This window comes from Ruixingdingia sedimenti (assembly GCF_031432425.1).
GTDB classification, from domain to species: Bacteria; Pseudomonadota; Alphaproteobacteria; order Rhodobacterales; family Rhodobacteraceae; genus Ruixingdingia; species Ruixingdingia sedimenti.
The window spans coordinates 56,315-68,079 of record NZ_JAVKPH010000014.1; the positions used below are offsets into that span (position 1 = coordinate 56,315).

The 11,765-nt window shown below is 68.8% G+C and carries 12 protein-coding genes; 5 read left to right on the top strand and 7 right to left on the bottom strand.

The features are described 5' to 3' along the window. Window position 1 precedes the first annotated feature (1 nt). The 7 genes from ahbB (RGD00_RS12960) to RGD00_RS12990 all read right to left on the bottom strand — a co-directional run bounded on the left by ahbB (RGD00_RS12960) (window position 2) and on the right by RGD00_RS12990 (window position 6,016). Window positions 2-487, bottom strand: a complete 486-nt coding sequence (gene ahbB / locus RGD00_RS12960; RefSeq protein WP_310457758.1) for a siroheme decarboxylase subunit beta — start codon at window positions 485-487, stop codon at window positions 2-4. Further along, window positions 484-954, bottom strand: a complete 471-nt coding sequence (locus RGD00_RS12965) for an Lrp/AsnC family transcriptional regulator (protein ID WP_310457759.1) — start codon at window positions 952-954, stop codon at window positions 484-486. Before RGD00_RS12965 ends, ahbB (RGD00_RS12960) begins: the two co-directional genes overlap by 4 nt. After that, the gene (ahbB, locus tag RGD00_RS12970; protein ID WP_310457760.1) at window positions 954-1,931 is read right to left on the bottom strand and encodes a siroheme decarboxylase subunit beta; all 978 of its coding nucleotides are present in this window, start codon (window positions 1,929-1,931) and stop codon (window positions 954-956) included. The genes RGD00_RS12965 and ahbB (RGD00_RS12970) overlap by 1 nt, the downstream gene beginning before the upstream one ends. A gap of 3 nt (window positions 1,932-1,934) precedes the next feature. Further along, window positions 1,935-3,083 (bottom strand): cytochrome D1 domain-containing protein, encoded by a 1,149-nt coding sequence (locus tag RGD00_RS12975; RefSeq protein WP_310457762.1) that lies wholly within the window; start codon window positions 3,081-3,083, stop codon window positions 1,935-1,937. Continuing rightward, the gene (locus RGD00_RS12980) at window positions 3,080-3,385 is read right to left on the bottom strand and encodes a c-type cytochrome (RefSeq protein ID WP_310457763.1); all 306 of its coding nucleotides are present in this window, start codon (window positions 3,383-3,385) and stop codon (window positions 3,080-3,082) included. The genes RGD00_RS12975 and RGD00_RS12980 overlap by 4 nt, the downstream gene beginning before the upstream one ends. Then, window positions 3,378-4,163: a uroporphyrinogen-III C-methyltransferase gene (cobA, locus tag RGD00_RS12985; protein WP_310457764.1), complete on the bottom strand. Its 786-nt coding sequence runs from the start codon at window positions 4,161-4,163 to the stop codon at window positions 3,378-3,380. Before cobA ends, RGD00_RS12980 begins: the two co-directional genes overlap by 8 nt. 89 nt (window positions 4,164-4,252) lie before the next feature. Further along, window positions 4,253-6,016, bottom strand: a complete 1,764-nt coding sequence (locus RGD00_RS12990; RefSeq protein ID WP_310457765.1) for a cytochrome D1 domain-containing protein — start codon at window positions 6,014-6,016, stop codon at window positions 4,253-4,255. A 63-nt stretch (window positions 6,017-6,079) separates the two neighbouring features. Between RGD00_RS12990 and RGD00_RS12995 the strand changes: the two genes are divergently transcribed. From RGD00_RS12995 to RGD00_RS13015, 5 genes are all read left to right on the top strand, one after another. Further along, window positions 6,080-8,128 carry a 4Fe-4S binding protein gene (locus RGD00_RS12995; protein ID WP_310457766.1) on the top strand — a complete coding sequence of 683 codons (2,049 nt, stop codon included), beginning with the start codon at window positions 6,080-6,082 and terminating at the stop codon, window positions 8,126-8,128. Further along, window positions 8,125-8,991, top strand: coding sequence for an FAD:protein FMN transferase (locus tag RGD00_RS13000; protein WP_310457767.1), 867 nt, complete (start codon window positions 8,125-8,127; stop codon window positions 8,989-8,991). The genes RGD00_RS12995 and RGD00_RS13000 overlap by 4 nt, the downstream gene beginning before the upstream one ends. A 97-nt stretch (window positions 8,992-9,088) precedes the next feature. Then, window positions 9,089-9,544, top strand: coding sequence for a c-type cytochrome (locus RGD00_RS13005; RefSeq protein ID WP_310457768.1), 456 nt, complete (start codon window positions 9,089-9,091; stop codon window positions 9,542-9,544). A gap of 12 nt (window positions 9,545-9,556) precedes the next feature. Continuing rightward, a complete protein-coding gene (locus RGD00_RS13010; protein ID WP_310457769.1) occupies window positions 9,557-10,954 on the top strand; it encodes a cbb3-type cytochrome c oxidase subunit I in 1,398 nt (465 codons plus the stop codon). Between the two features lie 5 nt (window positions 10,955-10,959). Next, window positions 10,960-11,760, top strand: a complete 801-nt coding sequence (locus RGD00_RS13015; protein WP_310457809.1) for a CbbQ/NirQ/NorQ/GpvN family protein — start codon at window positions 10,960-10,962, stop codon at window positions 11,758-11,760. Window positions 11,761-11,765 lie beyond the last annotated feature (5 nt).

Consider the following 11,765-nt stretch of genomic DNA (forward strand, 5'->3'; position numbering starts at 1 on the left):
TTCAGCCCCCTTCGGCAAGGCGCATCCCGGTCTTTTTCAGGATGCGCGTGGAATAGAGGATGTCATGGCCCCGGCAGGCATCGCCCAACAGCGTCAGGATCGCGGCGCGCTTGTCCTCGACCTCTGCCCGGCTGGCGCCGTGGATCATGGCGAACAGGTTGTAAGGCCAGGCGGGCGGGCGGCGCGGGCGCAGATAGCAATGGCTGACGAAGGGCAGCGCGCCGACCTGCGGGCCGACCATCCCCGTGCGGTCGTCGGCCACGTCCCAGACGCTCATCCCGTTCGCCACCATCCCGAGCGCATAGTGGTTGGGCGCCAGCGCGATGCGGCGGATCACGCCCGCCGCCTGCATCCGCGCCATCCGTTCCATCACCTCCGCCTCGGTCAGGTCGAGCCAGCGTCCGACCACCGCAAAGGGCCGCGCCGTCAGCGGCAGCCCGCCCGCGGTGGCCTGAAGGATGCGCCGGTCGGTGGCGTCGATGGTCATGCCTCTACCCGGAAGCCGATGAAGAATTCCCGTTCCTTGGGGAAAAGATGGACGGTCAGGCCCGTCTCTTCCTCGATCCGCGCGGCGGTTCTTGCGATGTCGGCGGGCCGTTCGCAGGCCAGCACGAACCACATGTTCAGCCGGTGGTCGCGTTCATAATTGTGCGCGACCTGGGGATGGGCATTGACCAAAGTCACGGTGGCCTCCAGCCGGTCGGGCGGCACTTCCATCGCGCAGAGGCAGAAGGCCCCGCCAAGGGCGGCGGCGTCGATGAAGGGGCCGAAACGGGTGATGGCGCCGATTTCGCGCAGGCGGGCGATGCGGGCGATGATGTCGTCCTCGGTCATCGCCAGTTCGGCGGCAAGCGCGGCAAAGGGCGCGGGGGTGATGGCGATGCCGTCCTGAAGCCGGTTGATGATCGTCCGGTCGGCGGCGTCCAGCGCATCGGGGGCAAGGATCTGTCGCATCAGGCGGCCCTTTCGATCTGCGCACCCGACTGCTTGAAACAGCGGGTGGAAAAGAGAACCCGGTGGGGCACCCCACGCAGCACCGGCAGGCGGGTGGCCCCGGCCAGCACGGCCAGCGCCGCGTCCCGGTCGCGGGCGTGGATCATGGAATAAAGCCGCCAGGGCCAGACCCCCGGCACGGGGCGGCGTTCATAGGCGAGCGTGACGCCGGGCAGCGCGGCCAGCGCCCGGCCGGCGGGTTCGATCCGGTCGGCGGGCGGATCCCAGACCACCATCGCATTGGCGGTGAAGCCGAGCGCGCGGTGCCGCACGATCACCCCCAACCGGGTGATGACCCCCGCCGCCGCCAGCGCGCCGATACGGTCGCGCAGCGCCGGTTCTTCCCGCCCCAGCCGGGCGGCCAGCGCGGCAAACGGCGCGGGCGTCAGGTCGAGCCCCTGCGACAGCGCATGCAGCAGCGCCCGGTCGCCCGGATCGGGCGTCACCGCCACCGGGGCGCGGGGGGCGGGCATCGCCTGCGCCCCGCCGGTCAGGCGAAAGCCTAGGTCGATGTTGAACGCGCGCACCAGCCACAGATCCAGCACCGTCAGCCCGCTCGCCGTGCGGATGCGGTCCAGTGCTGCGGCCAGTTCTGCGGTATCGGCGGCGGTGGCGACGAACCACAGGTTCCAGTCGGTCTCGCGCAGGTAGGAATGGTTCACCCCCGGTTCCGCCCCCACGATCGCCGCGACCTCTGCCACCCGCGCCTCGGGCACCGCCATCGCTGCGAGGGTGGAGGCCCCGGCGGTATTGGGCTGCACCGTCGCCCCCACCCGCGCGACCTTGCCCGCCGCGTGCAGGCGGGCCAGCCGGTCGATCACCGCGCCCTCGGCCAGCCCGAGGGCCGCGCCCAGAACGGCGAAGGGGCGTTCGACCAGCGGGAAATCGCGCTGGAAATCGTCCAGCAGCCGCAGGTCGATGGGGTCGAGCGTCTCCATGACCTAAAGCCCCGTCCGGTGCGCGCGCGCGGTGAAGAAGATGCCGGATGGCGCGGCGGCCTCGATTTCCGCCACCTTTTCGCGGGTGCGGGTGTCGTAGATCAGCACCCGGTTGTCGTCGCGGCTGGATATCCAGACCTCTGCCCCGCGGGGGGCGAATTCCATGTGCAGCACCGCCTTGCCCGGGGTCAGGGTGGCGACGACCTGATGGCTGCGGCTGTCGACCACCTGCACGGTGTCGTTCAGCGGCGTGGCGAAGTTGACCCAGACATAGGGGCTGGCGGGTTGGGCGATGATGAACACCGGCTGGCCGTGCACGGGGGTGGCGGCCACCTGTTCGCGGCTGGCGCTGTCCACCCACAGCACCTCGTGCCGCCCCACGGCGGGCAGGGCGAACTGGCCCTGGGTGAAGGCCCAGCCTTGCAGGTGGGGCATCTTGTAGACGGGCATGTCCTCGCCCGTCCTGCCGTAGTCGGTCAGGAACTTCTGCGGCGGTGCCCCGGGCGACCAGAGGTCATAGGCGGCCACGCCCTTTTCGCCGAACAGCCCCACCAGATAGGTATGCGCATCCTCGGCCAGCACCGCGTCGAAGGGGTTCGCGCCGGCGTTGCCGATCATCGTCACCACCGGGTCCGCCCCGGCGAAATCGCCCAGGAACACCTCGCCCGTGTCCCAGACCGCCCAGGCGAAACGGCGGCCGGGCAGGTCGACAAGGCCGATGGTCTTGCCCGCCGCCGGAATGTCGGCCAGCAGCGCCAGCGTGTCGGCGTCGAACACCTTGACCCCGCCGGGTTCGTAGTTCGACACCGCGACAAGGCGCCCGTCATCCGAAATCGCCCCGCCGATGGAATTGCCCGCCTGCACCGTGCGCGCGACGATGGCGCGGGTGGTCAGGTCCACCTTGGTCAGCCCGCCATCGCGGCCGAACACATAGGCGAAGCGTTCGTCCGGCGAATAGGTCAGCGTGGCATGCGACAGATCCCCCAGCCCCTCGATCCGCGCCAGCGCCGCGCGGTCGGAACGGTCCACCAGCAGCAGGCTGCCGCTGGCGCGTTCGACGACAAGGCCCAGATCGCCGGTCGCCACCACCTCTTGCGCCGGGGCGGCCAGCGGCAGGGTGGTCAGCAGCAGGGCGGCAAGCAACCGTTTCATCGGGTTTCCCTTTCCTTCAGCCACAGCGCGATCCAATGCGCCTCTTCCTCGGTCAGCATGGGGCGCCAGGGCGGCATGGCGGTGCCGGGGATGCCGTCGAGGATGATCAGCGCCAGTCCCTCGGGGTCGGCATGGTCCAGCGCCTCGGGCGTCAGCGGGCGGCCGAGGCCGCCCCGCATCGTCAGCCCGTGGCAGGACCCGCAGTCCTGCACCACCATATGTTCCAGCGCGGCGGCCCGTTCCGGCGCGATTTCCGCCCCCGCAGGGGCCAGCATCGCCAGCAGGGCCAGCAGGCTACGCATGGGCCGCCATCCCCCGGGGGGCCGCCGCCGCCGGATCGTATAGCCCCGCCACCCGGCCGATGATGAACAGCACCGGCGCCTCGGGTGCGGTCAGCACCATGTCGGCGCCGATGCGCGCCAGCGTCGAAGGCACCCGCATCTCGCGCGGGGTGGTGGCAGAGGCGACGGCCAGCACCGGCAGGTCGGCGGGCAGGCCATGCGCCATCAGTTCGGCGGCGATCCCGGCGATGGTCGCGGCGCCCATATAGACCACCAGCGTCGTCTGTTCGCAGGCGAGCGAGGCCCAGTCCAGATCCAGCGCCGCGTCCCTCGCCCGGTGGCCGGTGACATAGCGCACGCCGGTGGCCAGCCCCCGGTGGGTCAGCGGCACGCCCGCCGAACAGGCCGCCCCCTGCGCCGAGGTGATGCCGGGCACATAGTTGCAGGCGAGCCCCGCGGCGCGCAGGGCCGCCGCCTCTTCGCTGCCGCGGCCGAAGATCAGCGGGTCGCCCCCCTTCAGCCGCGCCACCGCCAGCCCCTGCCGGGCCAGCGACACCAGCAGCAGGTTGATGTCCTCCTGCGGGATCTTGTGGAATTTCGGCAGTTTGCCCACGTCGATGCGGGGCGTCGCCTCGGGCACAAGGGCCATGATCTCGGGGCTGACCAGCCGGTCGTGGACCACCACATCCGCCGCCCGGATCAGGCGCAGCGCGCGCAGGGTCAGAAGGTCGGGGTCGCCGGGGCCGGCCCCGATCAGGTGCACGATGCCGCCGGGGGTGATGTGGTCCAGGTCTTTCATGGCTGTCGTTCCCGACTGGCTGGGGGAAGGGGCGGGCAGGCGAGCCCGCCCGGGGGCCCCGCGACAGGCGCCGCGGGGCCGGGGAAGGATCAGTAGATGTCCTTTTGCGTGTTCATCACGTTGAACTTGCCCGTGGGCGTGATCAGCCGGGGGTCCTTGATGACGTGTTTCAGTTCCAGCGTCTTGTCGTCGACGATGACGATGGCGCTTTCCTTGTCCTTGGCGTTCCAGACGCTGAACCAGACCTCGGTGCCCTGCTTGTTGAACTCGGGCTGCACCACGCGCGGCTGACCTTCGGCGATGCCGGCCCATTCGCCGATCGGCAGGGTGGCGAATTCCGGGTCCGCGTCGGGGTCGCCGCCCATGCCGGCGATGTCGAACACCGCCACGCTGGCAGAGATTTCGGCATCCGGGTTCAGCGTCGCATCGACATAGAGGTTCTGCGAGTTCGGGTGCGTCTTGATGAACAGCGACCCGCCGCCGAGGGCATAGAAGCTGTCCACGATCTTCCACGCATGATCCGGGTGGCCCTCGGGGTCGGTGCCGATCAGCGCCACCGATTCATCGCCAAGGTGCGAGGTCGCCCAGACCGGCCCGTAGACCGGGTGGGTGAAGTTCGCGCCCCGGCCCGGGTGCGGCGTCTGCCCGCCGGTGTCGATCAGCGCCGTCAGCTTGGACTCCTTGGTGTCCACCACCGCGATCTTGTTGCGCGCGTTCGCGGCCACAAGGAAATAGCGGTGCGTGCTGTCGAGGCCGCCGTCATGCAGGAAGCGTTCGGATTCGATTTCCGTCGTCTTGAGGTTCTTCAGGTCGGAATAGTCGACCATCAGGATCTTGCCGGTTTCCTTCACGTTGACGATGAATTCCGGCTTGTAGTGCGACGACAGGATCGAGGCGACGCGCGGTTCCGGGTGGTAGGTCTGTTCGTCGTAGACCATGCCCCGGGTGGACACGATCTTGAGCGGTTCGAGCGTGTCGCCGTCCATGATCACGTATTGCGGCGGCCAGTAGGCGCCGGCGATGGCGTATTTGTCCTCGAACCCCTCGAATTTGGAGGTCTCGACCGACCGCGCCTCGATCCCGATCTTGATCGAGGCGACGGTTTCGGGGTTTTCCATCCACAGGTCGATCATGTTCACAAGGCCGTCGCGGCCGATCACCAGCAGATAGCGGCCGGAGGCCGAAATGCGGCTGATATGCACCGCATAGCCGGTGTCGATCACCGCGCGGATTTCATAGGTGCCGCCGTCGATCAGGGCGATCTGGCCCGCGTCGCGCAGCGTGACCGACATCAGGTTGTCGATGTCGATATCGTTCATCTTCTGCGTCGGACGATCCTCGGGCGGGATCACGACGGTCCAGCTGGCCTGCATTTCCGGCATGCCCCATTCGGGCGGCTGCGGCGGGTCGAGCAGGACATAGCGGGCCATCAGGTCCACGTCCTCTTCGGTCAGTTCGCCCGAGGTGCCCCAGTTCGGCATCCCGGCGGGCGAACCGTAGGTGATGAAGCTTTGCACATAGTCGAAGCCCGCCTCGCGCATGAGGTCGGGGGTCAGCGCCTTGCCGGTCGCGCCCTTGCGCAGCACGCCGTGGCAACCGGCGCAACGCTGGAAATAGATCTCCGTGCCGCGCTGGAACTCTTCCTGCGTCATCACCGGGTCGCCGGGTTTGCGGCCCGGGATCTCGACCTGGATCTCTGCCAGCGTGGTCATCGACGGCTCGTAGGCCGCGGCGGGGCCGTCGGCGTGATCCTTGGGCTTGTCTTGTGCGTAAAGCGGCGCGGCCATCAGCCCTAAGGCGAGTGCGGCGCTGCCCCACAGAAGCGTCCTGGCTCTGTCGGCTCGGCGGGTCATGGAGGTTCTCCGTTCAGCGGGTGAGGCTGGGTGCACGTTTCCGTGAGCGGGCGGGAAAGAGCTTTGACTTTCGTTAAGGTGGTCATCCTGCCGCAGGCGCAGGGTGGCGCCACCATGCGTCGCCTCTTGCTTTTCCTCGCCCTGCTGATCGCGTTCTGTGCCGCGGGCCTGCCCCTGCGGGCGGCCGATGCCCCCACGCCCGAACAGGCCGCGCGCCTGACCGGCACGGAGGGGCCGGCGCAGTTGCGCCGCATCCCCCAGGGCGTGCCGGGGTGGGCGGTGCTGGCGGACGGGCGCGTCGCCGGCCATATCGGGTCCACCTGGGAAATCGCGGGGTCGGTGGGCTATTCGGGGCATCCGCTGGATGTGCTGGTGGCGCTGTCGCCGCAGGGCGTCATCGCCGGGGCCGAACTGGTGCGGCACAGCGAACCCGTGCTGACACTGGGGATTTCGGATGCCGATATCGCCGCCTATGTCGCGGGCTTCGCCGGGATGGATCTGACCGGCCCGCCCGGCGAGGGGCCCCCGGGGCCGGATGTGATCAGCCGCGCGACCGTATCCACCGGCGTGATCCGCGACGGCATCCTGCGCACGGCCCGCACGCTGGCCATCGGGCGCGGGCTGGTGCCGGGCGGGGCCATCGACCGGCTGACCTTTGCCCCCGCCGACTGGGCGGGGCTGGTCGGTGCCGGTGCGCTGGCCGAACTGCGGGTGACGATGGCGGATGCGGCGGTGGCGCTGGCCGGGGCCAAGGTGCCGGTGGACCCCGGGCCGGGGGATTTCCTGCACCTCTGGGCCGGGGTGATCGACCCGCCCGCCATCGGCCAGAACCTTCTGGGCCAGCAGGAATTCACCCGTGCCCTTGGCGCGCTGGCCCCGGGCGAGGCGGCGCTGGTGGTGATTTCCGCCGGGTTGCAGTCGCATCGCGGGACCGACTGGCGAAAGACCGGCCGGTTCGCGCGGCTGGCGGTGGTGCAGGGCGACACGCGCTGGCAGCCGGGGGCGGACAGCTATCGCATGATCCGCCGCCTCGCCCCCGCCGACGCGCCCGCGGTCAAGGAAATCAGCCTGTTCGCCCTGCCCCCCGCCATCGACCCCACGCAGCCCTTCACGCTGGAAATCCGCGCCGCCCGGCCCGCCGCGACGGGGGGCGAGGTGGCGATGGTGATGGCCCTGCCGGTCGCGCTGCCGGCCGCCTATGTGCTGCAACCCGAACACCCCGCGCCGTTGTGGCGCAGCGTGTGGCGGGAAAAGCGGCTGCATGCGGTGGCGACGGGCGCGATGCTGGCGGTGCTGACGCTGATCCTGTTCGCGCAGGAATGGATCACCCGCCGCCCCCGCCTGTGGCGGCGCGGGCGGATCGCGTTTCTTGGGGCCAGTTTCCTGATCCTCGGCATGGGTCTGAACGGGCAGTTGTCGGTGGTGCAGGTGGCGGCCTTCGTCCATTCGCTGCTGACGGGCTTTCGCTGGGAGGTGTTCCTGATCGAGCCCGTGGTCTTTCTGCTGTGGTCCTTCGTCGCGCTCGGCCTGCTGTTCTGGGGGCGGGGGGTCTATTGCGGCTGGCTCTGCCCCTTCGGGGCGTTGCAGGAACTGCTGAACAACGCCGCCCAACGGATGGGCATCCGCCAGATCGCGGTGCCGCAGGCGGTGCATGAACGGCTGTGGGTGATCAAGTACACGCTGTTCGTCGCCATCATCGCGCTGTCCTTCCATTCGATGCGCGATGCGCTGCTGCTGGCAGAGGCGGAGCCGTTCAAGACCGCGATTTCCATGCGCTTCGTCCGCGCCTGGCCGTTTTTGCTGTTCGTGGCGGCGATCCTTGGCGCGGGGCTGTTCGTGGAACGGTTCTATTGCCGCTACCTCTGCCCCCTCGGTGCGGGACTGGCGATCCCGGCCAAGCTGAAGATCTTCGACTGGCTCAAGCGCCGCCCCCAATGCGGGCGCGAATGCCGGCTGTGCGAGACGAAATGCACCGTCGGCGCCATCGACGCCATCGGGCGGATCAACCCCAACGAATGCGTGCTGTGCATGCGCTGTCAGGTGATCATGAACGATGCCGCGCAATGCCCGATCCTGAAACGCCGCGCGCGTAGCGAGGGGGCCACGCCATGAACCGCCGCCGTTTCCTGACCATCACCGCCGCCGCCCTTGCCGCCCCCCGCGGGGCCATGGCGGCCCGGTGGCAGGGCCGCGCCTTCGGCACCGCCGTCGCCTTGCGGCTGGATGGCGCGGACCCGTCGCGCGCGGCGCTGACCTTTGCGCGCGTGGCGGCGGAACTGGCGCGGGTCGAGGGGCTGTTCAGCCTGCACCGCGAGTCGGCCCTGACGCGGCTGAACCGCGACGGGCGGCTGGCCGGGCCGCCGGATGCGCTGCGGGACATTCTGTCGCTGGCGGTGCGGGTGCATGCGGCCACCGGGGGCGCGTTCGACCCGACGGTGCAGCCGCTGTGGCTGGCCACCGCCATGGGCGGGGATACCGGGGCCGCCCGGGCCGCCGTGGGACTGGACAGGGTGCAGGCGGACGACGCGGAAATCCGGCTGGGCCGGGGCCAGCAACTGACATTCAACGGCATTGCGCAGGGCTGGGCGGCGGACCGGATCGCGGCGCTGCTGGCGGCCGAAGGCTATGGCAACGCGCTGATCGACTTGGGCGAAATCGCCACCACCGGCCCCCGGGCGGACGGGCGGCCGTGGCGGGCGGGGATCGCGGGGCCGGACGGAGAGGCGCTCGGAAAGGCCCTGCTGGCGGGGCGGGCGCTTGCCACCTCATCCCCCCGCGGCACGCTGATCGGGGCGGGGGCGCCGCATATCCTTGGCCCGCAGGGGCAGGCGGTGCGGTGGCGCACGGCCAGCGTCAGCGCCGACCGCGCCGCGCTGGCCGATGCGCTGTCCACCGCCTTTTGCCTGATGGACCGGACCGCGATCGACGCGGCGCTGGCGGCCTTTCCCGGTGCGGCGCTGGCGGCGCTGGCCTGAATTTACCCGCCGGGTCGTTGACTTTTGTTAAGGCCCACCCGACCGTGACCGCCCAAAAGGAGAGGGACTGAAACAGCTTTGGGAAGGACCCCTCGCCATGCGCGAAGTCATGACCAAGAGCATGGCCCGGAATATCTTCTACGGCGGGTCACTGTTCTTCATCCTCATCTTCGTGGGTCTGACGGCCCATTCGCATTTCTACATCACCCGCACCTCGACCGATGTGGCGACGCTGACCGAAAGCGTGGCGAAGGGCAAAGGGCTGTGGGAAAAGCACGCCTGCATCAACTGCCATACGCTGTTGGGCGAGGGTGCCTATTTCGCGCCCGAACTGGCCAACGTGATGACCCGCTGGGGGGTGGACCCGGGCGACCACGAGGGCGCCTTCGACTCGCTCAAGGCCTGGATGGACGCCATGCCGACGGGCATCGAGGGCCGCCGCCAGATGCCGAACTTCGGGCTGACCGATGCGGAGTACCGCGAACTTGCCGATTTCCTGCTGTGGACGAACACGATCCGCGCGCAGGACTGGCCGCCGAACGACGCCGGCTGAGGAGATAACCCCATGAAATACCAATCGCAGAAAATCGCGCTGGCCTATTTCATCGTCGCCATGGCGCTGTTCGCGGTGCAGGTGACGATGGGCCTGTTGCTGGGCTGGATCTATGTCGCGCCCAACTTCCTGTCGGAAATCCTGCCGTTCAACGTGGGCCGGATGCTGCATACCAACAGCCTGATCGTCTGGCTTCTGCTGGGCTTCTTCGGCGCCGCCTATTACCTGATCCCCGAGGAATCGGAACGCGAGATCCATTCGACGAAACTCGCCTGGCTGCAACTGGCGATCTTCGTCATCGGCACCGCCGGGGTGGTGGTGACGTATCTCTTCAACCTCTTTCAGGGCAACTTCCTGCTGGGGGCCGAGGGGCGCGAGTTCATCGAACAGCCCAAATGGGTCAAGGTCGGCATCGTCGTGGCCGCGCTGATCTTCCTTTACAACATCAGCATGACCGTTCTGGCGGGCAAGAAGACGGCGATCACCAACATCCTGCTGTTGGGCCTGTGGGGGTTGGCGCTGCTGTTCCTCTTTGCCTTCTACAACCCGGAAAACCTGGCGCTCGACAAGATGTACTGGTGGTACATCGTCCATCTGTGGGTCGAGGGCACGTGGGAACTGGTCATGGCCTCGATCCTCGCCTTCCTGATGCTCAAGCTGACGGGGGTGGACCGCGAGGTGGTGGAAAAATGGCTCTATGTCATCGCCGCGCTGGCGCTGTTTTCCGGCATCCTGGGCACCGGGCACCATTACTTCTGGATCGGCACCCCGGGGTACTGGCAGTGGATCGGGTCCATCTTCTCGTCCTTCGAGGTGGCGCCGTTCTTCGCCATGATGGCCTTCGCCTTCGTCATGGTCTGGAAGGGCCGCCGCGACCACCCGAACAAGGCCGCGCTGTTGTGGAGCCTCGGCTGCGCGGTGCTGGCGTTCTTTGGCGCGGGGGTCTGGGGGTTCCTGCACACGCTGCACGGGGTGAACTACTATACCCACGGCACGCAGATCACCGCCGCGCACGGGCACCTCGCCTTCTACGGCGCCTATGTCTGTCTCAACCTGGCGATCATCACCTATGCGCTGCCGCATCTTCTGGGCCGCGATCCCTATAACCAGGTGCTCAACATGGGCTCGTTCTGGCTGATGTCGGGCGGCGTGGTGTTCATGACCTTCACGCTGACCTTCGCGGGCACGGTGCAGACGCACCTGCAACGGGTGAACGGCGAATACTTCATGGGCGTGCAGGACCAGCTGTGGATCTTCTACGCCATGCGCTTCGGGGCGGGCGTGGCGGTGGTGCTGGGGGCGGTGCTGTTCATCTATGCCGTCCTCGTGCCGCGGCGCGAGATCGTGACCCCCGGCCCGCTGGAACAGGGCCGTATCGAGCGCGATCCCGACCACATGGCGGCGGAGTGATGATGATGGACGGAACCCGGATGGGGGCGGCGGACGCCCCCTTCTACCTGCCCCAGGGCGACGAGGTCGCGGTGTTCGAGGCCGCCGCCGCCCGCCGCCTGCCGGTGCTGCTGAAGGGCCCCACCGGCTGCGGCAAGACCCGCTTCGTCGCCCATATGGCGGCGCGGCTGGGGCGGCCGCTTTACACCGTCGCCTGCCATGACGATCTGGCGGCGGCGGACCTGATCGGCCGCTGGCTGCTGAAGGGGGGCGAAACGGTCTGGGTCGACGGCCCGCTGACCCGCGCGGTGCGCGAAGGCGCGATCTGTTATCTGGACGAGGTGGTCGAGGCCCGCAAGGACGTGACCGTCGTCCTGCACCCCCTGACCGACGACCGGCGCATCCTGCCCATCGACCGCACCGGCGAGGAACTGGAGGCGCATCCAGACTTCCTTCTGGTCGCCTCCTACAACCCGGGCTACCAGAACATCCTCAAGACGCTGAAACCCTCTACCCGGCAGCGGTTCGTGGGGCTGGAATTCGGCTTCCCGCGGCCCGAACACGAAATCCCCGTGGTCGCGCGCGAAAGCGGGCTGGCAGAGGACCGCGTGGCGCCGCTGGTGCGGCTGGCGGGCAAGCTGCGCGCGATGAAGGGGCAGGATCTGGAAGAGGGCGTCTCGACCCGCCTCGTCGTCTATTGCGCGGCGCTGATCGCGGGCGGCATGCCCGTGGAACGCGCCATCCGCGCGGCGATGATCGAGCCGCTGACCGACGATGCGGATGTGAAGGCCGGGCTCCGCGATCTTGTGACCGCCGTTTTCGGGTGAGGCCG

What these genes read in the sequence shown, in the direction of transcription:
- ahbB (WP_310457758.1), bottom strand. Translation starts at nt 487, where the DNA reads ATGACCATCGACGCCACCGACCGGCGCATCCTTCAGGCCACCGCGGGC.
- RGD00_RS12965 (WP_310457759.1), bottom strand. Translation starts at nt 954, where the DNA reads ATGCGACAGATCCTTGCCCCCGATGCGCTGGACGCCGCCGACCGGACG.
- ahbB (WP_310457760.1), bottom strand. Translation starts at nt 1,931, where the DNA reads ATGGAGACGCTCGACCCCATCGACCTGCGGCTGCTGGACGATTTCCAG.
- RGD00_RS12975 (WP_310457762.1), bottom strand. Translation starts at nt 3,083, where the DNA reads ATGAAACGGTTGCTTGCCGCCCTGCTGCTGACCACCCTGCCGCTGGCC.
- RGD00_RS12980 (WP_310457763.1), bottom strand. Translation starts at nt 3,385, where the DNA reads ATGCGTAGCCTGCTGGCCCTGCTGGCGATGCTGGCCCCTGCGGGGGCG.
- cobA (WP_310457764.1), bottom strand. Translation starts at nt 4,163, where the DNA reads ATGAAAGACCTGGACCACATCACCCCCGGCGGCATCGTGCACCTGATC.
- RGD00_RS12990 (WP_310457765.1), bottom strand. Translation starts at nt 6,016, where the DNA reads ATGACCCGCCGAGCCGACAGAGCCAGGACGCTTCTGTGGGGCAGCGCC.
- RGD00_RS13000 (WP_310457767.1), top strand. Translation starts at nt 8,125, where the DNA reads ATGAACCGCCGCCGTTTCCTGACCATCACCGCCGCCGCCCTTGCCGCC.
- RGD00_RS13005 (WP_310457768.1), top strand. Translation starts at nt 9,089, where the DNA reads ATGCGCGAAGTCATGACCAAGAGCATGGCCCGGAATATCTTCTACGGC.
- RGD00_RS13010 (WP_310457769.1), top strand. Translation starts at nt 9,557, where the DNA reads ATGAAATACCAATCGCAGAAAATCGCGCTGGCCTATTTCATCGTCGCC.
- RGD00_RS13015 (WP_310457809.1), top strand. Translation starts at nt 10,960, where the DNA reads ATGGACGGAACCCGGATGGGGGCGGCGGACGCCCCCTTCTACCTGCCC.